The sequence below is a fragment of the Pseudomonas sp. fls2-241-R2A-110 genome, from assembly GCF_030209165.1.
GTDB lineage: Bacteria > Pseudomonadota > Gammaproteobacteria > Pseudomonadales > Pseudomonadaceae > Aquipseudomonas.
Genome location: NZ_JARVSN010000035.1, coordinates 1 through 21,827, shown reverse-complemented (window position 1 = coordinate 21,827; position 21,827 = coordinate 1). Strand labels below are relative to the sequence as shown.

The 21,827-nt window shown below is 57.6% G+C and carries 19 protein-coding genes; 3 read left to right on the top strand and 16 right to left on the bottom strand.

The features are described from left to right. Positions 1–45: 45 nt before the first annotated feature. Entirely contained in the window at positions 46–933 is an 888-nt protein-coding gene (locus tag QRN31_RS26180) for a pirin family protein (protein ID WP_285435495.1), read from the top strand. A gap of 120 nt (positions 934–1,053) precedes the next feature. On the opposite strand, the gene QRN31_RS26175 is transcribed toward QRN31_RS26180, so the two are convergent. From QRN31_RS26175 to QRN31_RS26160, 4 genes are all read right to left on the bottom strand, one after another. Continuing rightward, positions 1,054–1,782 (bottom strand): dienelactone hydrolase family protein, encoded by a 729-nt coding sequence (locus QRN31_RS26175; protein WP_285435494.1) that lies wholly within the window; start codon positions 1,780–1,782, stop codon positions 1,054–1,056. Between the two features lie 67 nt (positions 1,783–1,849). Next, positions 1,850–3,754: a molecular chaperone HtpG gene (htpG, locus tag QRN31_RS26170; RefSeq protein WP_285435493.1), complete on the bottom strand. Its 1,905-nt coding sequence runs from the start codon at positions 3,752–3,754 to the stop codon at positions 1,850–1,852. Positions 3,755–3,835: 81 nt separating this feature from the next. Beyond that, positions 3,836–4,288, bottom strand: coding sequence for a PaaI family thioesterase (locus QRN31_RS26165; RefSeq protein ID WP_090181651.1), 453 nt, complete (start codon positions 4,286–4,288; stop codon positions 3,836–3,838). Next, a complete protein-coding gene (locus tag QRN31_RS26160) occupies positions 4,285–4,761 on the bottom strand; it encodes a PaaI family thioesterase (RefSeq protein WP_285435491.1) in 477 nt (158 codons plus the stop codon). Before QRN31_RS26160 ends, QRN31_RS26165 begins: the two co-directional genes overlap by 4 nt. A gap of 158 nt (positions 4,762–4,919) precedes the next feature. Between QRN31_RS26160 and QRN31_RS26155 the strand changes: the two genes are divergently transcribed. Beyond that, the gene (locus tag QRN31_RS26155; RefSeq protein ID WP_090181648.1) at positions 4,920–5,153 is read left to right on the top strand and encodes a hypothetical protein; all 234 of its coding nucleotides are present in this window, start codon (positions 4,920–4,922) and stop codon (positions 5,151–5,153) included. Positions 5,154–5,220: 67 nt separating this feature from the next. Here QRN31_RS26155 and QRN31_RS26150 read toward each other — a convergent pair whose 3' ends face one another. The 12 genes from QRN31_RS26150 to sdhC all read right to left on the bottom strand — a co-directional run bounded on the left by QRN31_RS26150 (position 5,221) and on the right by sdhC (position 19,708). Next, the gene (locus QRN31_RS26150; RefSeq protein WP_285435490.1) at positions 5,221–5,622 is read right to left on the bottom strand and encodes an MAPEG family protein; all 402 of its coding nucleotides are present in this window, start codon (positions 5,620–5,622) and stop codon (positions 5,221–5,223) included. Then, complete coding sequence (locus tag QRN31_RS26145; RefSeq protein ID WP_285435488.1) at positions 5,622–6,359, bottom strand: DUF599 domain-containing protein; 738 nt, start codon at positions 6,357–6,359, stop codon at positions 5,622–5,624. Before QRN31_RS26145 ends, QRN31_RS26150 begins: the two co-directional genes overlap by 1 nt. A gap of 265 nt (positions 6,360–6,624) precedes the next feature. Next, positions 6,625–7,938: a branched-chain amino acid transport system II carrier protein gene (brnQ, locus tag QRN31_RS26140; protein ID WP_285435485.1), complete on the bottom strand. Its 1,314-nt coding sequence runs from the start codon at positions 7,936–7,938 to the stop codon at positions 6,625–6,627. A gap of 410 nt (positions 7,939–8,348) precedes the next feature. After that, the gene (sucD, locus tag QRN31_RS26135; RefSeq protein ID WP_027922418.1) at positions 8,349–9,230 is read right to left on the bottom strand and encodes a succinate--CoA ligase subunit alpha; all 882 of its coding nucleotides are present in this window, start codon (positions 9,228–9,230) and stop codon (positions 8,349–8,351) included. Then, positions 9,230–10,396 (bottom strand): ADP-forming succinate--CoA ligase subunit beta, encoded by a 1,167-nt coding sequence (sucC, locus tag QRN31_RS26130; RefSeq protein WP_007898980.1) that lies wholly within the window; start codon positions 10,394–10,396, stop codon positions 9,230–9,232. The genes sucD and sucC overlap by 1 nt, the downstream gene beginning before the upstream one ends. Positions 10,397–10,575: 179 nt before the next feature. Beyond that, positions 10,576–12,012 carry a dihydrolipoyl dehydrogenase gene (gene lpdA / locus QRN31_RS26125; RefSeq protein ID WP_222585288.1) on the bottom strand — a complete coding sequence of 479 codons (1,437 nt, stop codon included), beginning with the start codon at positions 12,010–12,012 and terminating at the stop codon, positions 10,576–10,578. A gap of 110 nt (positions 12,013–12,122) precedes the next feature. Continuing rightward, complete coding sequence (odhB, locus tag QRN31_RS26120) at positions 12,123–13,343, bottom strand: 2-oxoglutarate dehydrogenase complex dihydrolipoyllysine-residue succinyltransferase (protein WP_222585287.1); 1,221 nt, start codon at positions 13,341–13,343, stop codon at positions 12,123–12,125. Between the two features lie 42 nt (positions 13,344–13,385). Continuing rightward, positions 13,386–16,217 (bottom strand): 2-oxoglutarate dehydrogenase E1 component, encoded by a 2,832-nt coding sequence (locus QRN31_RS26115; protein WP_285435480.1) that lies wholly within the window; start codon positions 16,215–16,217, stop codon positions 13,386–13,388. Between the two features lie 259 nt (positions 16,218–16,476). Beyond that, a complete protein-coding gene (locus QRN31_RS26110) occupies positions 16,477–17,181 on the bottom strand; it encodes a succinate dehydrogenase iron-sulfur subunit (RefSeq protein ID WP_010456852.1) in 705 nt (234 codons plus the stop codon). Positions 17,182–17,192: 11 nt separating this feature from the next. Further along, entirely contained in the window at positions 17,193–18,968 is a 1,776-nt protein-coding gene (gene sdhA, locus QRN31_RS26105; RefSeq protein WP_027922415.1) for a succinate dehydrogenase flavoprotein subunit, read from the bottom strand. A 3-nt stretch (positions 18,969–18,971) separates the two neighbouring features. Beyond that, on the bottom strand, positions 18,972–19,340 hold the full coding sequence (gene sdhD / locus QRN31_RS26100; protein WP_027922414.1) for a succinate dehydrogenase, hydrophobic membrane anchor protein: 369 nt from the start codon (positions 19,338–19,340) through the stop codon (positions 18,972–18,974). Further along, positions 19,334–19,708 (bottom strand): succinate dehydrogenase, cytochrome b556 subunit, encoded by a 375-nt coding sequence (sdhC, locus tag QRN31_RS26095; protein ID WP_027922413.1) that lies wholly within the window; start codon positions 19,706–19,708, stop codon positions 19,334–19,336. The genes sdhD and sdhC overlap by 7 nt, the downstream gene beginning before the upstream one ends. A gap of 363 nt (positions 19,709–20,071) precedes the next feature. On the opposite strand from sdhC, the gene gltA reads away from it, so the two are divergent. Further along, positions 20,072–21,361: a citrate synthase gene (gene gltA / locus QRN31_RS26090; protein WP_017337241.1), complete on the top strand. Its 1,290-nt coding sequence runs from the start codon at positions 20,072–20,074 to the stop codon at positions 21,359–21,361. The last annotated feature ends 466 nt before the right edge of the window (positions 21,362–21,827 follow it).

The window sequence follows — 21,827 nt, the reverse complement described above, 5'->3', positions numbered from 1 at the left end:
AGCGGGTTATGCTCCCTGCGTCACCCGCTCAGCCTGGAATGCACCATGAACACGCCACTCGTGATCCGCCCCCGCGCCGAAGATGTCGAAGGCCAGCCGATTCTGCGCCCGTTGCCGTCCGCCAAGTGCCGCAGCGTCGGGCCTTTCGTGTTTTTCGATCACATGCTCGAAACCCGCTATGCGCCGGGTAAAGGCATGAACATCCGCCAGCATCCGCATATCGGCCTGTCCACCCTCACCTATTTGTTCGAAGGAAAAATCCAGCACAAGGACAGTCTCGGTTCCGACCAAGTGGTGGAAGCGGGTGATGTCAGCTGGATGACGGCGGGCAGCGCGATAGCTCATGTCGAACGCACGCCTGAAGCCTTGAAGGCCAGCGGCTTCACGATGCACGGTTTGCAGATCTGGCTCGCCTCCCCCAAGGAACATGAACAGGGGCCGGGGCACTACAGCCATCATCCCGCGGCAACACTGCCAGTCAGCGATAACCTTGGGGTGAAGATCCGGATGATTGCCGGGTCAGGCTTCTGCCTGGAATCGCCGGTCCCGGTGCTTTCTCCTACGCTGTATGCGGAATTGAACCTGCAAACGGCGACCACTTTGCTGATTCCCACCGAGCATGAAGAACGAGCGCTCTATGTGTTGAGTGGCGACGTGCAGCTGGAGGGCGAGTTGCTGGAGCCGCACTCGCTGGTGGTCTTGCCGGCCGGGGAGGAAATGACGTTGTTTGCCGAGAGCGACAGTCATGCCGTGCTGTTCGGTGGGGCGCCACTGGATGGGCCACGGCGGATCAACTGGAATTTTGTGGCAAGCGATCCGGCAGCGATCGATGAAGCGCGCCGACGCTGGGCAGCCGGGGACTGGCCGACGGTGCCGGGGGAAACCGAGCGGATCGAATTGCCGAAACACCGAAGCGAGCCGACTCCCCTGTAACCGATCGTTCCCACGCTCCGCGTGGGAATGCAGCCCGTGACGCTCCGCGTCACTGGACGCGGAGCGTCCCTAGAGGCATTCCCACGCGGACGGTTCGACGCCTCGACGTGGGAACGATCATCAGGCTTTAAACACTTCATCCAGCAAGTTGTGCATCGAGGTAAACGCCCGAGCGGCTGTCTTCGCGTCATACATCATCTTGCCCGGCACATTCGCATGCGGATCAGTAAACGAATGCACCGCGCCACCGTAGCTCAGCAATTGCCAATCCACCTCCGCCGCATTCATTTCCGCTTCGAACGCCGGCAGTTGTTCTTTTGGCACCAATGGATCGGACGCCCCATGCAACACAAGCACCGAGCCCTTGATGTTTTTCGCATCGTTGACGTTCGGCGTATCCAGGGTGCCATGGAACGAAACGGCGGCTTTTACCGGCGCGCCCGTGCGGGCCAGCTCCAGCGCACAGCAACCGCCGAAGCAGAAACCGAACGTCGCCAGTTTAGAGGTATCGACCGCCGCCTCGCCCTGCCCTTGCAACTGCTCGAACGCCGCCTGCATGCGCTTGCGCAGCAACGCGCGGTTGTTCTTCAGCGGCATCATTGCCGCGCCCGCCTCGTCGCCGTTCTGCGGACGCACCGCTTGACCGTAGAGGTCAGCGATCAACACCACATAACCCTTGGACGCCACGGACTTCGCAATGGCCTCGGCACCGGCGCTGACGCCCATCCAGTTCGGCGCCATCAACAGACCCGGACGCGCGCCCTTATGCTCAGCGTCGAAGGCCAGACGGCTTTCATACGACTGGCCATTAATCTGATAGGCGACGGAACGAACAGTGATTTGGCTCATGACAAACTCCCAGTTAAAGACCCCAGAATGAAAAAAACCCGCCGAAGCGGGTTTTTGTACAACGCCGTTAAACCGACAGTTCAACCAGCAGCTTGTTGAGGCGGCGCACATACGCGGCCGGGTCTTTCAAGCTGTCGCCGGCTGCCAAGGCGGCCTGATCGAAGAGGATGTGCGACAGGTCGCCGAAGCGCTCGTCGCTCTGCTCGTTGTCGAGCTTCTCGATCAGCGGGTGGCCCGGGTTGAATTCGAAGATCGGCTTCGAATCCGGAACCTTCTGGCCGCTGGCTTCGAGGATCTGACGCATCTGCATGCCCAGGTCCTGCTCGCCGATGGCCAGAATCGCCGGGGAGTCGGTCAGACGATGGGAAACCCGTACTTCAGCGACAGAATCGCCCAGTGCGGTTTTCAGACGTTCAACCAGACCTTCTTTGGACTTGGCGACTTCCTCCGCGGCTTTCTTGTCCTCTTCCGAGTCCAGGTTGCCCAGGTCCAGGTCACCGCGCGCCACGTCGACAAAGCTCTTGCCGTCGAAATCGCTGAGGTAGCTCATCAGCCACTCGTCGATACGATCGGTCAGCAGCAACACTTCGATGCCTTTCTTGCGGAAGACTTCCAGGTGCGGGCTGTTTTTGACTTGCGCGTAGGTTTCGCCAGTCAGGTAGTAGATCTTGTCCTGACCTTCCTTGGCGCGAGCCAGGTATTCGGCCAGGCCTACAACCTGTTCGCCGTCATCACCGCTGGTCGATGCGAAACGCAGCAGGCCGGCGATTTTCTCTTTATTGGCGAAGTCTTCTGCCGGGCCTTCTTTCATGACCTGACCAAAGTTTTTCCAGAAGCCTTTGTATTGCTCAGGCTCGTTCTTCGCCAGTTTTTCCAGCATGTCCAGAACGCGCTTGGTCAGCGCCGACTTCATGGAATCGATGATCGGATCTTTCTGCAGGATTTCCCGCGACACGTTCAGCGACAAGTCGTTGGAATCGACCACACCTTTGATGAAGCGCAGGTACAGCGGCAGGAACGACTCCGCCTGGTCCATGACGAACACGCGCTGCACGTACAACTTCAGGCCTTTAGGCGCTTCACGCTGGTACAGATCGAACGGAGCACGGGTCGGCACGTACAGCAGCGAGCTGTATTCGAGCTTGCCTTCGACCTTGTTGTGGCTCCAGCTCAGCGGATTTTCGAAATCGTGAGCGATGTGTTTGTAGAACTCCTGGTATTCCTCGTCCTTGATTTCGGTGCGAGGACGGGTCCACAGGGCGCTGGCGCGGTTGACGGTTTCCCATTCAACGGCTGGCTTCTCTTCGCCTTCGACGGCAGCCACTTCTTTAGGCAACTCGATCGGCAAAGCGATGTGGTCGGAGTATTTCTTGATGATGTTACGCAGACGCCAGCCATCGGCAAATTCGTCTTCACCGGACTTCAGGTGCAGGACGATGCGAGTACCGCGCTCGGCTTTCTCAACGGTGGCAACTTCAAAATCGCCTTCGCCCTTGGAAGACCAGTGCACGCCTTCGCTGGCGTCAGCACCGGCACGGCGGCTGAACACGTCTACTTTGTCGGCGACGATGAAAGCCGAGTAGAAACCCACACCAAACTGACCGATCAAGTGCGAATCTTTCTTCTGATCGCCCGACAGGTGTTTCATGAAGTCGGCTGTGCCGGATTTGGCGATGGTGCCCAGATGGGTGATCGCATCTTCGCGGCTCATGCCGATGCCGTTGTCTTCGAGGGTGACGGTTTTCGCGTCCTTGTCGAAGCTCACACGGATTTTCAGTTCGGCGCCGCCTTCCAGCAATTCAGGCTTGGACAGGGCTTCGAAACGTAATTTGTCGACAGCGTCAGAGGCGTTCGAGATCAATTCGCGAAGGAAAATTTCCTTGTTGGAATACAGCGAATGGATCATGAGGTGCAGCAGTTGCTTCACCTCGGTCTGGAAGCCCAGGGTTTCCTTTTGAGTTTCCACACTCATGGTCATCAAACTCCAATCAGATGGCAGTGGCCACGACCATCAGGGTCGGCGGCGGGTTGTCATCAGAGTTTGGGGCTGAGTTCAGGATTTCAAGGGCTCTTCAATTTTGAAATGGGCGCGGGCCGTGGCAATCGGTTCGGCCTGGGTGGTTTGCCAGGCGGTAATCGCGACGTTGGCAACGCGCCGGCCCTGGCGGCACACCTGGCAGCGAGCCCACGTATCGCGAAACTGCCCTGCGCGAAGATAGTCGAGGGAGAAGTCGATGATCTTCGGCACACCGGGCGAACCGGTGAAAATCAACAGGTGCAGCGCGGCACTGAGCTCCATGAACCCGGCAATCACCCCGCCATGTATCGCGGGCAGTAAAGGGTTACCAATGTTGTCCTTGTTGGCCGGCAGGCGAAACAGCAACTCATCGCCGACACGCGAACACTCAACGCCGATCAGCTTGGCGTAGGGAAGCAAGTGCAGCAGCGAGGCGTAGTCACCTCGCTCATGGGCCTGCTGAAGTTGTTCCTTGAAGGTGTCAGTCATTTCGCCTCTCCGGCGATCACGCCGCCAAATCCCTTGGTGCCTTTGACGGCCTTGCCCATGCGCATGAAGGTGCCGACGACATGCGCGATGGGCTGCTCGGGGTCGTCCTGATAAGCGAAGCCTCGAGCGAAGATCACGTCGGTGGTGACCCGGTAGCATTGGGCAAAACCGTAGACATCCTTATGTGGCTCGGCGGCATGCATGTAGTCGATGCGCAAATCGAGAGTCGGACAGACTTCAAATTCGGGCAGCACGCAGAGGGTCGACATGCCGCACGCGGTGTCCATCAACGTCGTCAACGCCCCGCCATGGATAACGCCGGTTTTTGGGTTACCGACGATCTGTGGACTGTAAGGCAGGACAACCGTCAGTCCTTCGCTGCTGGCGCTGTGAACGCGCAGCCCGAGTACCTGACAATGCCGCAGCGCCGACAGGAACCGGGTCGCACGCTCAAAAACGGGGTTTTCAGTCATTCGATAAAAACTCTTGTTAGTTTTTGGACATTGCACTTGGCGTGTTCGGTAAAAGTTCCCGTGGGAATTATCTTATATATCTGAACGAATTGAGGAACTTAACGCTGAGGGCTGCGCTCGAAAGGCCAGTAGATACTTTCCATAAGGAGAAACACCCCATGCGTAAGACTTTAGCTATTGCCTTGATGTTGACCGCTTCCCTCGGTCTCGCTGCCTGCGATAAAAAATCCGAGGACAAAGCTCAAGATGCAGCCAAACACTCTGAGCAAGCTCAGCAAGACATGAACAAAGCGCAGGATAAAGTGAACGACGCTGCGAAAGAAAACGCCGAAGCTGCCAAAGCTCAGGCTGAATCGAACGCAGCCGCTGCGAAAGAAGCACCTAAAAACTAAACCGGTTTTTAGCGTGATAAAGAAAACCCGCCAAGTGCGGGTTTTCTTTTGCCTGCCTTTTATCCTGTTAGAGCAAAATAGTTCTAAAAGTCGGACTAATCATTAGCAGCAACGAACACACAAATCCGACAATCCATACCAGACTCCGCTGCCAGGCCAGATCAGCCCAATAACACAGTAAATAAATAACTCGGCTAATCACAAAGATGATTGCCAGCATATCGATCAGCCATCCCGCCGTCTGCGTGGTATGCGCCATCAGCACCCCGACCGCAAACAGAATGAACGCCTCGAAGCAGTTCTGGTGCGCCGCCACCGCACGGGCGCCGAAGCCTGTGAGTTGCGCCTGTTGCTGTCGCGGCAGGTGATTGTTGTAACCGCCCTGCTCTTTCATGGCCTTGGCCACCGGCATACGCGCCACGTAAATCAGCAAGGCGCTGACAAACACACACCAGAACGGAATACTCATCAAGCAACCTCTTTGTTCAACTCGGGCACTGGCGCCTCTGTAGGGGTATAGACCATCACGTCGAGAACGTCGGAATGAAACTCCCGGCGATACAGCACCAGCACCACCCCGGCACTCATCAACATAAACAGCCATGGGCTGACAAACCAGGCCAGCATGGTCATACCGAAGTAATAGGAACGCAGGCCGAAGTTGAACTGGTTCGCGGCCATGGAAATGACCCGGGCCGCTCGGGAAGCGAAGGCTTTACGCTCTTGCTCGGACACATGCCGCTCACCGATCATCGGTGCCGAGCCAACCAGGATTGCCGCAAAGTTGTACTGACGCATGCACCAGCTGAACGTGAAGAACGCATAGACAAACACCAGCGCCAGGCAGAGCAACTTGATCTCAGACATGCCTTGCGACGCCTGCTGCACCATCGGGATATCCGCCAGTAACGATACAGCCCTTTCCGAGGCTCCCAGCACGGTGAGAATCCCAGCCAGGATAATCAGCGTACTGGAGGCGAAGAAGGAGGCGTTGCGTTCCAGATTGCCAATCACGCTGGCGTCGGCGATGCGGTTATCGCGCAGCAGCATGCGGCGCATCCAGTCTTCCCGATACAAGTGCAGCACACTGGCCAGACACGCGGTGTCGCGGCCCTTCCACGAGGCATAACGGGTGTAGCCGCCCCAGCAGATGACAAACCAGAGTGCAGCGATCAGGTGGATGATGTTGGCGTGGATGAACGACATGCAGGTCCTTGTGATGTGTTGAAGGCGTACTGAAATCCTGTGGGAGCGAGCTTGCTCGCGATTGCGGACTATCAGTCAAAATCGATCTGAATGTCAGGCCCTCATCGCGAGCAAGCTCGCTCCCACAAAGGAATTTGCAGTGCTTCGACGTTAGCTCAGAAAAAAAGACACCGCATCGCGCACATAAAAAATGCCCCGTATCGATTGATACGGGGCATTTCCGTTTCTGCTTGCCAGGCCCGCTTATGGCGGCCCCTGGAGCGGCTTAAGCCAGCGCTTCTTCGCGTTTGCCCAGCAGACGATCGCAAACCACGGCGACCACCAATGTCATCACCGACGGCACCAGCCATGCCAGGCCCTGCGCGCTCAGCGGCAAGTGGGACAGCTGCGACGGCATCCAGTCCGCCAAACCTGCGCCCTTGAGCGCGTCGATCATGCCGAAAATGAACGAAACCAACATCACCGGACCCACGATGCGTCCCTGCTCATGCCAGAAGTCCTTGCAGAAGCTCAGCGCTACCAGGGCGATGCACGGCGGGTAAATGGCGGTCAGTACCGGGATCGAAAACGCAATCAGCTTGGTGAGGCCCAGGTTGGACACCAGCAAGGAGAACGCGGCCAGGATGATCACCAGGGTCTTGTAGGACAGTGGCAGCACACGGCTGAAGTACTCGGCACAGGCGCAAGTCAGACCGACTGCCGTGACCAGGCAGGCCAGGGAGATCAGCACGGCAAGGAAACCGCTGCCCAACGAACCGAAGGTGTGTTGAACATAGGCGTGCAAGACCGCCGCGCCATTGGTGGCGCCTGCCGCGACTTCATGGCTGCCCGAACCGAGGCGGAACAGACTGACGTAAACCAGCGCCAGGCCGACGCCGGCAATCAGCCCGGCGATGATTGCGTAACGGGTGATCAGCGCAGGCGATTCAACCCCACGCGAGCGGATCGCGTTGACGATGACGATGCCGAACACCAGCGCGCCCAGGGTATCCATGGTCAGGTAACCATTGATAAAGCCTTGGGAGAATGGCGCTGCAACATATTCCGGCGTTGCCACACCGATATCACCGGCAGGCAAGGCGAACGCGGCAATGCCGAGGGCCGCCAGGGCGATGATCTTCAGCGGGGCGAGGAAACGTCCGACGGTGTCCAGCAAACGGCCCGGGTAGAGCGAGATGAAGAACACCAGCAGGAAATACACCGAGCTGTAGAGGAACAACGCCAACGGGCTTTCACCGGTCAGTGGTGCCAGGCCGACTTCGAACGATACCGTCGCGGTGCGTGGCGTGGCGAACAGTGGCCCCACGGCCAGGTAGCACGCGGCCGCCAGCAAGCCACCGGCAACTTTGCCGATCGGGCTGCTCAGGGCATCCATCGCACCACCGACCTTGGCCAGCGCAACAACCGTGATCACCGGCAAACCGACGGCGGTGATCAAAAAGCCCAGCGCTGCCATCCAGACGTGAGGCCCGGACTGCAAACCGACGATAGGCGGGAAGATGATATTGCCAGCCCCGACAAACAGGGCAAACGTCATAAAACCAAGTGCCAGGATGTCCTGGCCTTTCAACACTTTCATTAAGGAAATACCACACTACTGAATCGGAATTTAGAGAGGGATTTCCCTATGGGTGAGGGAAATGCTGTCGGTCCGTATAGGGCTGACCCGTTTAGCGCGACGCTTCCTTGTGGGATGCAAACGCAAAATGGCGGCTAGCCTAACGAATTTGCCCGGCAAACGCACTGTTAGGGTGCGATCATTCCGATACGCGACATTTCCGTGTCGCGTTTTTGCATGTAAATGGTTGTCGCCTGTAAGTACGCCATCGCGAGCAAGCTCGCTCCCACAGGATTTGTGAACGCTGGAAATCCAATGTGGGAGCGAGCTTGCTCGCGATGGGGCTGTCACTGACGACACATATCTTCAGAATCGACAAAGGCCACCCGAAGGTGGCCTTTGTTTGGTGAAGCGTGAGTTAAGCGCGAGGCTTACTTCATCGCCCAGCCGGTCAGCTCGGACAAAGCCTTGCCGATGTCTGCCAGCGAACGCACGGTTTTCACGCCTGCGTCTTCCAGGGCAGCAAACTTCTCGTCTGCAGTGCCTTTGCCGCCAGAGATGATTGCGCCAGCATGGCCCATGCGCTTGCCTGCAGGGGCAGTCACACCAGCAATGTAGGAAACAACCGGCTTGGTCACGTGTGCCTTGATGTAGGCAGCCGCTTCTTCTTCAGCCGAACCGCCGATCTCACCGATCATCACGATCGCTTCGGTCTTCGGGTCTTCCTGGAACAGCTTCAGGATGTCGATGAAGTTCGAACCAGGAATCGGGTCACCGCCGATGCCGACGCAAGTCGACTGACCGAAACCGGCGTCAGTGGTTTGCTTCACAGCTTCGTAGGTCAGGGTGCCGGAACGGGAAACGATACCGACCTTGCCTGGCAAGTGAATGTGACCTGGCATGATGCCGATCTTGCATTCGCCTGGAGTGATCACGCCTGGGCAGTTAGGACCGATCAGGACTACGCCCAGCTCGTCGCACTTGACCTTGGCATCCAGCATGTCCAGGGTAGGAATGCCTTCAGTGATGCAAACGATCAGCTTGATGCCGCCGAACGCTGCTTCCAGGATGGAGTCCTTGCAGAAAGGAGCTGGAACGTAGATCACGCTGGCGGTGGCGCCAGTGGCAGCTACAGCGTCTTTCACGGTGTTGAACACTGGCAGACCCAGGTGCTCGGTGCCGCCTTTGCCCGGAGTTACGCCGCCAACCATCTTGGTGCCGTATTCGAGCGCTTGCTGGGTGTGGAAACTACCTTGCGAACCGGTAATACCCTGGCAGATAACTTTGGTGTCTTTATTGATCAGGACGCTCATTATTTGCCCTCCGCAGCTTTAACGACTTGTTGAGCAGCGTCGGTCAGGCTGGTAGCAGCGATGATGTTCAAACCGCTTTCTGCCAGTACTTTAGCGCCCAGCTCAGCGTTGTTGCCTTCAAGGCGAACAACAACCGGGATTTTCACGCCGACTTCTTTCACTGCACCGATGATGCCTTCGGCAATCATGTCGCAACGAACGATGCCGCCGAAGATGTTGACCAATACTGCTGCGACGTTAGTGTCGGACAGGATGATCTTGAACGCTTCGGTAACGCGTTCTTTGGTAGCACCGCCGCCCACGTCGAGGAAGTTGGCTGGTTTGCCGCCATGCAGGTTGACGATGTCCATGGTACCCATGGCCAGGCCAGCACCGTTGACCATGCAACCGATGTTGCCTTCCAGTGCTACGTAGTTCAGTTCGAACTTGGCAGCGTGCGCTTCGCGCGGATCGTCTTGCGACGGATCGTGGAAAGTCTTCAGCTTAGGCTGACGGTACATGGCGTTGGCGTCGATGTTGATCTTGGCGTCGAGGCAATGCAGATCGCCGTCAGCCTTGATCACCAGCGGGTTCACTTCCAGCAGGGCCAGGTCGTGATCCTTGAACAGTTTGGCCAGACCTACGAAGATCTTGGCGAACTGAGCAACTTGCTTGCCTTCCAGACCCAGCTGGAATGCCAGCTCGCGACCCTGGAATGGCTGAGCGCCAACCAGTGGATCGATAGTGGCTTTCAGAATTTTTTCTGGAGTGTCGTGAGCGATTTTCTCGATGTCCACGCCACCTTCGGTGGAAGCCATGAACACGATGCGACGGCTCGAACGGTCAACGACAGCGCCCAGGTACAGCTCTTTAGCGATATCAGTGCACGATTCAACCAGGATCTTGGTGACTGGCTGACCATTGGCATCAGTCTGGTAAGTCACCAGACGCTTGCCCAACCACTGTTGAGCGAATGCCTTGGCGTCTTCTTTGCTGCGAACCAGCTTTACGCCGCCCGCTTTACCGCGACCACCAGCGTGGACCTGGGCTTTGACAACCCACTCGGTGCCGCCGATTTTGTCGCAAGCTTCTGCTGCTGCTTCCGGGGTGTCTACTGCGTAGCCGGTGGAAACTGGCAGGCCGTATTCAGCGAACAGCTGCTTACCCTGATACTCGTGAAGATTCATGCTTATTACCGTCTTCGTTAGGTACTGCGCATTCGGTGCTGCACTTGTTCAAGTGCCGCACCACCTGTGACTGCTGCTTGCGTAGCTGAGCTACGCAAGACTGCGTCCAGCGGACATTCCGCGGTGAGTCTTGCATGCAAGGCTCACGACGGGCCATACCGCCGTGGTTTCTTATTGTCTTAACGCTTCTTGCGGTTGGCGATGTGGATGGCGCCGCCATTCACAGCCAGGGCTGCTTCGTGCAGTGCTTCGGACAGGGTCGGATGGGAGAAAACCATCATGCCCAGGTCTTCAGCGCTGGTGCCAAATTCCATACCGATCGCGCCCTGCTGAACCAGTTCTGCAGCGCTCGGGCCAATCACGTGGACGCCCAATACGCGGTCAGTCTTGGCATCGGCAATGACTTTCACGAAACCGCCGGTATCGTTGGCTGCCATGGCACGGCCACTGGCTGCGAACGGGAAGGTGCCGACGTTAACTTCAACGCCTTCAGCTTTCAAGACCTGCTCGGTTTTGCCAACCCACGCGATTTCCGGGTGAGTATAAATAACAGACGGGATCAGGTCATAGTTGATTTGGGCTTTGTGGCCCTTGATGCGCTCAACCACCATGATGCCTTCCTCGGACGCCTTGTGCGCCAGCATCATGCCGCGAACCACGTCGCCGATCGCGTAAACGCCCGGCACGCTGGTCGCGCACTGGTCGTCAACGAATACGAAACCACGCTCGTCGATGTTCACACCGCTGTCAGCTGCCAGCAGTTCGGTGGTCACTGGACGGCGACCAACGGCAACGATCAGCTTGTCGAAAGTGATGGTCTGCTCGCCATTGGCATCGGTGTAGTTCACGACAACTTCATTGCCGTTGACTTTGGAACCGGTGACGCGAGCGCCCAGCTTGATGTCCAGACCTTGTTTGGTCAGGGTTTTGAAAGCTTCTTTGGAAACGGCTTCGTCAGCGGCTGGCAGGAACTTCTCCAGTGCTTCCAGAACAACCACTTCAGCACCCAGACGCGACCATACCGAACCCAGTTCCAGACCGATCACGCCAGCGCCGATAACGCCCAGACGCTTGGGTACGGATTGGAATTCCAGCGCGCCAGTCGAATCGACGATCACGTTCTGGTCAACCGGAGCCGGTGGAATGTCGATCGGACGCGAGCCCGAAGCCAGAATCACGTTCTCGGCTTCGATGATTTCGACGGTGCCGTCCGGCTTGGTCAGTTCAACTTTCTTGCCGGCCAGCAGTTTGCCGTGGCCTTGCAGGGAAGTGACGCCGTTAGCCTTGAACAGGGTCGCAACGCCGGAGGTCAGGCCTTTGACGATGTTGGCTTTACGGCCAACCATCGCTGCCACGTCCATGGTCACGCCAGCGTGATTGATACCGTGGATCGCGAAGCCTTCTTTGGCTTCCTTGTATTTCCAGGAGCTGTCCAGCAGCGCCTTGGATGGAATGCAGCCGACGTTCAGGCAAGTACCGCCGAGGGCAAGTTTGCCTTCCTTGTCGGTGTATTTCTCGATGCAGGCAGTGGAGAGGCCCAGTTGCGCTGCTTTGATGGCAGCCACGTAGCCGCCAGGGCCCGCGCCAATCACTACCACGTCGAATTTCTGAGTCATGTGTCATTCCTTCTCGAATCAAACCGGACAGTCCCTTATGGGGACTGTCGTGGGACGAAGCTGGTCATTACAGACGGGCCATCCATCACTGGACGGCCCGTGCAACGAAATCAGATATCCAGCAGCAAACGAGCCGGGTCTTCCAGCAGGTTCTTGATGGTAACCAGGAAGGTCACAGCTTCTTTGCCATCGATCAGACGGTGATCGTAGGACAACGCCAGGTACATCATCGGACGGATAACGACCTGACCGTTGATCGCCATAGGACGCTGCAGAATGTTGTGCATGCCCAGGATAGCCGCTTGCGGCGGGTTGACGATCGGAGTCGACATCATCGAACCGAAGGTACCACCGTTGGTGATGGTGAACGTGCCGCCGGTCATTTCGTCCATCGACAGTTTGCCGTCACGCGCCTTCTTGCCGAAGGTGGCGATGCCGCCTTCGATTTCAGCCAGGCTCATCAGTTCGGCGTTACGCAGAACCGGTACAACCAGGCCACGGTCGCTGGAAACGGCAACACCGACGTCGGCGTAGCCGTGGTAAACGATGTCCGCACCGTCGATCGACGCGTTGACTGCCGGGAAGCGTTTCAGCGCTTCGGTGGCGGCCTTGACGAAGAACGACATGAAGCCCAGGCGTACGCCGTTGTGGGACTTCTCGAACAGGTCCTTGTACTTCGAACGCAGGGCCATGACTTCGGTCATGTCGACTTCGTTGAACGTGGTCAGCATGGCCATGTTCGACTGAGCTTCAACCAGACGCTCGGCAACCTTGGCGCGCAGACGGGTCATTGGAACGCGTTTTTCAACACGCTCGCCGGCCGCGAACACTGGAGCCGAAGCAGCCGGTGCAGGAGCCTTGGCAGGCGCTGCAGCCGGAGCGGCTTTCTTGGCAGCAACAGCCGCTACCACGTCTTCCTTGGTCACACGACCGCCTTTGCCAGTGCCGGCAACGGAAGCGATGTTGATGCCGTTTTCTTCAGCCAGCTTGCGAGCAGCCGGTGCAGCAACAGGATCGTCTTCGCCTTCAGCAGCAGGAGCAGCAGCTTGTGCAGCGGCCGGAGCCGCGGCAGGTGCTGGAGCGGCAGCAGCGCCGCCGGCTTCGATGGAGCCCAGGACTTCGTCGGACAGAACGGTGTCGCCTTCGTTCTTGACGATAGCGCCCAGTACGCCGTCGGCGGTGGCCAGCACTTCCAGGACAACCTTGTCGGTTTCGATGTCGACGATCAGGTCATCACGCTTGACGGCGTCGCCCGGCTTTTTGTGCCAGGTGGCAACGGTGCCATCGGCAACCGATTCCGGGAAGGTGGGGGCTTTGATTTCGATAGCCATTATCTGTGGGTCCTTAAATTCGGTTTCAGGTGCGCGAAGGCGTTAAACAGTAAAGGCGTCTTGCAGCAGTTTTTCCTGCTGCTCAGCGTGCATCGATGCATAACCACAAGCAGGTGCAGCAGAAGCATCACGGCCCGCGTACTCGAGTACGAGAGATTTGTTGTGATTGCCAACGATGCGGCGCATGTGGTGCTGGCTGCAGTACCAGGCACCCTGGTTCATCGGCTCTTCCTGACACCAAACGATATGTTTGAGGTTGGTGTACGGAGCCAGGACTTCGTTCAAGTCGTCCTCAGGGAACGGGTACAGCTGCTCGATACGCACGATGGCGATGTCATCACGACCTTCGGCACGGCGTTTTTCCAGCAGGTCGTAGTAGACCTTGCCGCTACACAGAACAACGCGCTCGACCTTTTTCGGGTCCAGTGCATCGATTTCCGGAATAACGGTCTGGAACGAACCTTCTGCCAGATCTTCCAGGGTCGATACGGCCAGCTTGTGACGCAGCAGCGACTTCGGAGTCAGAACGATCAACGGCTTGCGCAGCGGACGAATGACCTGACGACGCAGCAGGTGGTAGATCTGGGCCGGTGTAGTCGGTACGGCAACCTGAATGTTGTGCTCGGCGCACAGTTGCAGGTAACGCTCCAGACGAGCCGACGAGTGCTCCGGACCCTGACCTTCATAACCGTGCGGCAGCAACATGGTCAGACCGCAGAGACGGCCCCACTTGTGCTCGCCACTGGTGATGAACTGGTCGATAACCACCTGGGCACCGTTGGCGAAGTCGCCGAACTGGGCTTCCCAGATCACCAGCGCCTCAGGCGTGGTGGTCGAGTAACCGTATTCGAACGCCAGAACCGCTTCTTCGGACAGGAACGAATCGTACAGGTCGAAACGTGGCTGGCCTTTGTACAGGTTCTGCAACGGAATGTAGGTACCCGCGTCTTTCTGGTTGTGCAAGACAGCGTGACGGTGCGAGAACGTACCGCGACCGATGTCCTGACCCGTCATGCGAATCGGGTGACCTTCGAACGCCAGGGTTGCGTACGCCATGGTTTCGGCGTAACCCCAGTTGATCGGCAGGCCGCCGACTTGCATCTTCTGACGGTCTTCGTAGATTTTCGAGACCTGGCGCTGAACCACGAAGCCTTCTGGAATTTCCAGCAGCTTGGCGGACAGTTCCTGCAAGGTTTTCAGATCGAAACGCGTGTCGTGACGCGCGGTCCAGGCGTGGCCCAGATACGGACGCCAGTCCACGAACAACTCTTTGTTCGGCTCTTTGACCAGGCTTTTTACAACATGCAGACCATTGTCCAGCGCATTGCGGTATTCATCGACTTTCGCCTGAACACGCTCTACGTCCAGCACACCGGACTGGGTCAGACGATCGGCATACAGTTCACGGGTGGTGCGCTGTTTGGTGATCTGCTGATACATCAGAGGCTGGGTGCCGCTCGGCTCGTCGGCCTCGTTGTGGCCGCGACGGCGGTAGCAGACCAGGTCGATTACCACGTCACGCTTGAATTGCATGCGGTAGTCAATGGCCAGCTGAGTGACGAACAATACAGCTTCCGGATCATCACCATTCACATGGAGGATCGGCGCCTGGATCATTTTCGCCACGTCGGTCGCGTACTCGGTGGAGCGCGAGTCCAGCGGGTTGCTGATGGTGAAACCGACCTGGTTGTTGATCACGATGTGCACGGTGCCGCCGGTCTTGAAACCGCGGGTCTGCGACATCTGGAAGGTTTCCATTACCACGCCTTGACCAGCGAAAGCCGCGTCACCGTGGATGGAGATCGGCAGAACCTTCTCACCGGTTGGGTCGTTACGACGATCCTGACGGGCGCGAACCGAACCCTCGACCACTGGAGATACGATTTCCAGGTGGGACGGGTTGAACGCCATGGCCAGGTGAACTTCACCGCCGGTGGTCATCACGTTGGAAGAGAAGCCCTGGTGATATTTAACGTCACCGGAACCCAGCTCGACCTTCTTCTTGCCTTCGAACTCGTCGAACAGCTCGCGCGGGTTCTTGCCGAAGGTATTGACCAGCACGTTCAGACGGCCACGGTGGGCCATGCCGATGACGATTTCCTTGGTACCGTAGGAACCGGAACGCTGGATCAGCTCGTCGAGCATCGGAATCAGGCTTTCGCCGCCTTCCAGACCGAAACGCTTGGTGCCCGGGTATTTGGTACCCAGGTATTTTTCCAGGCCTTCACCGGCAGTAACACGCTCGAGCAGATGGCTCTTGATGTCTGCGGAGTACGTCGGACGGCCACGCACGCTTTCCAGACGCTGCTGGAACCACTGGCGCTGCTCCGAATCGGTGATGTGCGTAAATTCAGCGCCGATGGTGCGGCAATATGTCTGCTGCAACGCTTCGTGAATTTCGCGTAGGCTCGCCTCCTCTTTGCCGATGAACAGGTCGCCGGCACGGAAGGTCGTATCAAGATCGGCATTGGTCAAGCCGTAATGATTGATCGACAGGTCTGCAGGTGCAGGACGCTGCCACAGCCCCAGCGGATCAAGCTGGGCTGCCTGGTGGCCACGCATACGGTAGGCCTGGATCAGTCGCAGCACTTCAACTTGCTTCTTCTCGTGCTCACTGCTCACGCTGCCGGCGGAAACCGGTTGGGCGCGGCGCTGGTTCTTTGCCAGCAAGACGAAATGATCGCGAATTGTGGAGTGCGATACATCGGTGGCAGGGTTGCCGTCAGCAGGCAACTTCTGGAAGTAGGTGCGCCACTCTTCTGGCACAGCGTTAGGGTCGTGCAGGTAGAGCTCGTAGAGCTCTTCCACATAGGCAGCGTTACTACCGGATAGGTAGGCGCTGTTCCACATGCGCTGCATCACGCTTTCTTGCATGCTTGGTCACCCTCGGTTAGGGGAACACCACCGGCGTCGACACCGAGCAAACTTGCAGAAGTCCAAATGCAGCGACCAAAACAAGCCACTTAGGATCACGCTGATAGTCCGGGTACCAGCCCGGATGCCCCTGCTTGTCTCATTTCTTCAAAATAAGAGCCGCAGCTTTATGGGCTGCTGCTCAGGTTAAAACTACGGCGCCGGTTGAAGCCTGCGCCGTAGCATCTACGGGTACAGCGGTCCTGCATTTACTGCTGAATCACACACCGCTTTGCAGCAGCATGTTACGTACGTGTCCGATGGCCTTAGTCGGGTTCAGGCCTTTCGGGCAGACGTTGACGCAGTTCATGATCCCGCGGCAGCGGAATACGCTGAACGGGTCATCCAGCGAAGCCAGACGCTCGGCAGTCTTGGTGTCACGGCTGTCTGCCAGGAAGCGGTACGCTTGCAGCAGGGCAGCTGGACCCAGGAACTTGTCGGGGTTCCACCAGAAGGACGGGCAAGAGGTCGAGCAGCAAGCGCACAGGATGCACTCGTACAGACCGTCGAGCTTTTCACGCTCTTCCGGAGTCTGCAGACGCTCGATGGCCGGAGCCGGCGTGTCGTTCTGCAGGTAAGGCTTCACCTTCTCGTATTGCTTGTAGAAGATGCTCATATCGACGACCAGGTCACGGATTACCGGCAAACCTGGCAGCGGACGAACGATCAGCTTGTTACCTTTTACGACAGAAGACAGCGGCGTAACGCACGCCAGACCGTTTTTGCCGTTGATGTTCATGCCGTCGGAACCGCAAACGCCTTCACGGCAAGAGCGACGATAGGAGAAACCCTCGTCCTGCTCTTTGATCAGGGCCAGCACGTCCAGCACCATCAGGTCTTTACCACCGGTGTCGACCTGGAATTCCTGCATGAACGGCGCAGCGTCCTGATCAGGGTTGTAGCGATAAACACTGACTTGCAACATGGCGGCCACCCTTAATAAGTCCGAATCTTAGGTTCAAAAGTCGGAACAGTCTTCGGCGAGAAGTTCACGGCCCGCTTGGTTACGCGCTTGTCACCCGGGAAGTACAGGGTGTGGCACAGCCAGTTTTCATCGTCGCGATCTTCGTAGTCTTCACGGGCGTGAGCGCCGCGGGACTCTTTGCGGATTTCAGCAGCGATGGCGGTGGCTTCGGCCACTTCCAGCAGGTTCTGCAGTTCCAGGGCTTCGATTCGAGCCGTGTTGAACGCCTGGCTCTTGTCGTTGATCTTGACGTTGGCGATACGGCCACGCAGATCAGCGAGCTGGGCAATACCCTTCTGCATGTATTCGCCGGTACGGAATACACCGAAGTAGTTCTGCATGCAGCTTTGCAGCTCTTTACGCAGGGTAGCGACGTCTTCACCTTCGGTACGCGAGTTCAGGCCATCGAGACGTGCCAGGGCAGCGTCGATGTCGGACTGGCGAGGGCGAGCGTAGTCGACGCCTTCTTTCAGGGTCTGTTCCAGGAACAGGCCGGCGGCACGACCGAAGACCACCAGGTCGAGCAGCGAGTTGCCGCCCAGGCGGTTGGCACCGTGAACCGATACGCACGCCACTTCACCTACAGCGAACAGGCCAGGAATGATCTGGTCTTTGCCGTCGGCGTCTTGAGTGATTGCCTGGCCATGAATGTTGGTGGCAACGCCGCCCATCATATAGTGGCAGGTTGGAACGACCGGAATCGGCGCCACGGCTGGATCGACGTGAGCGAAGGTCTTGGACAGTTCCATGATGCCTGGCAGACGGCTGTGCAGAACTTCTTCACCGAGGTGATCGAGCTTCAGCATTACGTGGTCGCCATCCGGACCGCAACCGTTGCCGGCGATGATTTCTTTAACCATCGAGCGAGCAACCACGTCACGACCAGCCAGGTCTTTGGCGTTCGGAGCATAACGCTCCATGAAACGCTCGCCGTGCTTGTTGATCAGGTAGCCGCCTTCACCGCGGCAGCCTTCAGTTACCAGTACACCGGCGCCGGCGATGCCGGTCGGGTGGAACTGCCACATTTCAATGTCTTGTACCGGCACGCCAGCACGCAGAGCCATGCCGACGCCGTCACCGGTGTTGATCAGGGCGTTGGTGGTGGACGAGTAGATACGACCTGCACCGCCGGTCGCCAATACGGTGGCGTTAGCGCGGACGTAGGAAGTTTCGCCGGTTTCGATGCAGATGACGATCATGCCGACAAAGGCACCGTCTTCGTTCTTCACCAGGTCGACGCCATAGTATTCGTTGAGGAATACGGTGCCGGCCTTGAGGTTGGCCTGGTACAGGGTGTGCAGCAAAGCGTGACCGGTACGGTCGGCAGCAGCGCACGTACGGGCAGCCTGGCCACCTTTACCGAAGTCTTTCGACTGACCGCCGAACGGACGCTGATAGATGCGGCCCTGTTCGGTACGGGAGAACGGCAAGCCCATGTGCTCGAGTTCAAAAACTGCTTCCGGACCTACGGAACACATATATTCGATAGCGTCCTGGTCACCGATATAGTCGGAACCCTTGACGGTATCGTACATGTGCCAGCGCCAGTCATCGTTCGGATCAGCGGACGCGATGGCGCAGGTAATGCCACCCTGGGCGGATACAGTGTGCGAACGAGTCGGGAAAACCTTGGTAACTACGGCAGTCTTGTGACCACCTTGTGCCAATTGCAGCGCAGCGCGCATGCCAGCACCGCCGCCGCCAATGATGATGGCGTCGAACGAAAGCGTATTAACTGTAGTAGACATGAATCAGATACCCCAAAGAATCTGCACACCCCAGACGAAGTAGGCGAACATCGCGACGCCGCATACTGCCTGGAAGAGGAAACGTATCGCAGTCGCGGACTTGCCGAACGCCATTGGCGTCAGGTAGTCGGTCGCGATGGTCCACATGCCGACCCAGGCGTGAGCGCCGAGGGCAACGAGGGCCAGGAGACTGAAAATACGCATCCAGTTGCTTGCGAACAGTTCATGCCATTGGGCGTAGCCGATGCCGGGATGGGCAACGACGTATCCGATCAGGAAAATGAAGTAAGCCGCGAGAACGACCGCAGACACACGTTGTGCCATCCAGTCATAGAGGCCCGAACGGGACAGGTTCGTGACGTTAGTTACCATATCCAAACTCCTGCCAGAACGATTACCACCACGGAAACGGCGATAACGATTTTCGAGCCCAGTTTGCCGCCTTCAAGCGACTCGCCGATGCCCATGTCCATGATCAAGTGGCGCACACCGGCAACCAGGTGATACAGCAAGGCGGACAGGATGCCCCAAATCACTAGCTTGGCTAGCGGACTGGTCAGACACGCTTTCACCTGACCGAAGCCTTCTTCTGAGCTCAGCGATTTGTCCAATGCATAAAGCATGATGGCCAGGCTGACAAAGAGGATGACACCGGAGATTCGGTGAAGAATGGACGTGTAAGCAGTGACTGGGAGTTTGATGGTCCTTAGGTCTAGGTTTACAGGTCGTTGGCTATTCACGGCTTTTTTTCACACTGAAGAGCCCCTAACAATCAGGGCAAAGTTGTTGGGGAGTGCACTGGTCAGGTACCCACCACCCAGGGAGTGCGACCCCCAATAAAGCAGGCCCAAAAGCCCCTGGCGGTCGGAGGCCGAGTATAGACAGTTAGGCTACTAATGACAACGCGTTCACCTTCCCCTAATAGCGCATTGCACAAGTTGGATAAAAGGCGTAAATGGCAGTCAATTTCGAGGAAAAAGTCCGGTTAAAGCCTTCTGGAGCAAGACTTTAGGCAAATTGACATTCGAATTTATCTCACTATAGTGGTGCGGGCCCTGCGTGGGGGGTCTGTCTGATGATTTCAAGCATAAATAGGAGGCCACATGGCTGACAAAAAAGCGCAGTTGATCATCGAGGGCGCAGCCCCCGTCGAGCTGCCCATTTTAACCGGCACCGTTGGTCCCGATGTTATCGATGTTCGGGGCCTGACGGCCACGGGCCGTTTCACCTTTGACCCTGGTTTCATGTCGACAGCTTCCTGCGAGTCGAAGATCACCTATATCGACGGCGACAACGGCATTCTGCTGCACCGCGGCTATCCGATCGAACAGCTGGCTGAAAAGTCGGACTACCTGGAAACCTGCTATCTGCTGCTCAACGGCGAATTGCCGACTGCAGAACAGAAGGCCCAGTTCGTCAGCACCGTGAAGAACCACACCATGGTTCACGAGCAGTTGAAGACTTTCTTCAACGGTTTCCGTCGCGACGCCCACCCAATGGCAGTCATGTGCGGTGTAGTCGGCGCTCTCTCGGCCTTCTACCACGACTCCCTCGACATCAATAACCCGCAGCATCGCGAAATCTCCGCGATCCGCCTGGTCGCCAAGATGCCGACCCTGGCAGCGATGGTTTACAAGTACTCCATGGGTCAACCCATGATGTACCCGCGCAACGACCTGACGTACGCGGAAAACTTCCTGCACATGATGTTCAACACTCCGTGCGAGATCAAACCGATCAGCCCGGTGCTCGCCAAGGCCATGGACCGGATTTTCATCCTCCATGCCGACCACGAGCAGAACGCATCGACCTCTACCGTACGTCTGGCCGGCTCGTCGGGTGCCAACCCGTTCGCCTGTATCGCCGCCGGTATCGCTGCACTGTGGGGCCCTGCCCACGGCGGCGCGAACGAAGCTGTTCTGACCATGCTTGACGAAATTGGCGATGTGTCGAACATCGACAAGTACATCGCCAAGGCCAAGGACAAGAACGATCCGTTCAAACTGATGGGCTTCGGTCACCGGGTTTACAAAAACCGCGACCCACGCGCCACAGTTATGAAGCAGACTTGCGACGAAGTGTTGAAGGAACTGGGGATCAACAACGATCCGCAACTCGAACTGGCCATGCGCCTGGAAGAGATCGCCCTGACCGACCCGTACTTCATCGAGCGCTCGCTGTACCCGAACGTCGACTTCTACTCGGGGATTATCCTCAAGGCGATCGGCATTCCAACCAGCATGTTCACCGTGATCTTCGCTCTGGCGCGGACCGTTGGCTGGATCTCCCACTGGAAAGAAATGCTCTCCAGCCCGTACAAGATTGGCCGCCCGCGCCAGCTGTACACTGGCTACGAGTCGCGTGACATTACCAAGCTGGAAGACCGCAAATAAGACCTGTCTTGCGATAACGTCTTGAGTTGTACGCTGTACCGGGAACGGCCTCTATTTATATAGAGGCCGTTTTTGTTTGTGCGAGGGTGGTGTTGTGTGATGTGGGGTTGGGGGCATATCCGTTGCTGCGGTAACGGCTGCTTATGGTTTCGCTCTTACAGCGAGTCCCTTTTTCAAACGCCAAAAAGGAACCAAAAGGCTTCGCCCCGGCGTACGGCGCCTCGCTGAGGCTCCGCGTACCCTCGCTACGGTGTCCATCAGGGGGCATCGCCTCCGGTCTGCTTCGCGACGACCTCCTCTCGATGTGTGCGGCTGCGCCGCACGGCGCTACGCGCCTAACCCCCTGATGGACACCTACGCTCGGCCTGCCGAAGGGGCGAAAGGTCAAGATCAAGATCAACGTCAAAAGCCAAAGCCAAAGCCAAAGCCAAAGCCAAAGCCAAAGCCAAAGCCAAAGCCAAAGCCA

Coding starts and splice junctions, on each gene's coding strand:
- QRN31_RS26175 (WP_285435494.1), bottom strand. CDS start 1,782: ATGAGCCAAATCACTGTTCGTTCCGTCGCCTATCAGATTAATGGCCAG.
- brnQ (WP_285435485.1), bottom strand. CDS start 7,938: ATGAAAGTGTTGAAAGGCCAGGACATCCTGGCACTTGGTTTTATGACG.
- QRN31_RS26155 (WP_090181648.1), top strand. CDS start 4,920: ATGCGTAAGACTTTAGCTATTGCCTTGATGTTGACCGCTTCCCTCGGT.
- sucD (WP_027922418.1), bottom strand. CDS start 9,230: ATGAGCGTCCTGATCAATAAAGACACCAAAGTTATCTGCCAGGGTATT.
- QRN31_RS26150 (WP_285435490.1), bottom strand. CDS start 5,622: ATGAGTATTCCGTTCTGGTGTGTGTTTGTCAGCGCCTTGCTGATTTAC.
- gltA (WP_017337241.1), top strand. CDS start 20,072: ATGGCTGACAAAAAAGCGCAGTTGATCATCGAGGGCGCAGCCCCCGTC.
- QRN31_RS26165 (WP_090181651.1), bottom strand. CDS start 4,288: ATGACTGACACCTTCAAGGAACAACTTCAGCAGGCCCATGAGCGAGGT.
- QRN31_RS26145 (WP_285435488.1), bottom strand. CDS start 6,359: ATGTCGTTCATCCACGCCAACATCATCCACCTGATCGCTGCACTCTGG.
- sucC (WP_007898980.1), bottom strand. CDS start 10,396: ATGAATCTTCACGAGTATCAGGGTAAGCAGCTGTTCGCTGAATACGGC.
- sdhA (WP_027922415.1), bottom strand. CDS start 18,968: ATGTCTACTACAGTTAATACGCTTTCGTTCGACGCCATCATCATTGGC.
- QRN31_RS26110 (WP_010456852.1), bottom strand. CDS start 17,181: ATGTTGCAAGTCAGTGTTTATCGCTACAACCCTGATCAGGACGCTGCG.
- QRN31_RS26160 (WP_285435491.1), bottom strand. CDS start 4,761: ATGACTGAAAACCCCGTTTTTGAGCGTGCGACCCGGTTCCTGTCGGCG.
- QRN31_RS26115 (WP_285435480.1), bottom strand. CDS start 16,217: ATGCAAGAAAGCGTGATGCAGCGCATGTGGAACAGCGCCTACCTATCC.
- odhB (WP_222585287.1), bottom strand. CDS start 13,343: ATGGCTATCGAAATCAAAGCCCCCACCTTCCCGGAATCGGTTGCCGAT.
- QRN31_RS26180 (WP_285435495.1), top strand. CDS start 46: ATGAACACGCCACTCGTGATCCGCCCCCGCGCCGAAGATGTCGAAGGC.
- lpdA (WP_222585288.1), bottom strand. CDS start 12,012: ATGACTCAGAAATTCGACGTGGTAGTGATTGGCGCGGGCCCTGGCGGC.
- htpG (WP_285435493.1), bottom strand. CDS start 3,754: ATGAGTGTGGAAACTCAAAAGGAAACCCTGGGCTTCCAGACCGAGGTG.
- sdhD (WP_027922414.1), bottom strand. CDS start 19,340: ATGGTAACTAACGTCACGAACCTGTCCCGTTCGGGCCTCTATGACTGG.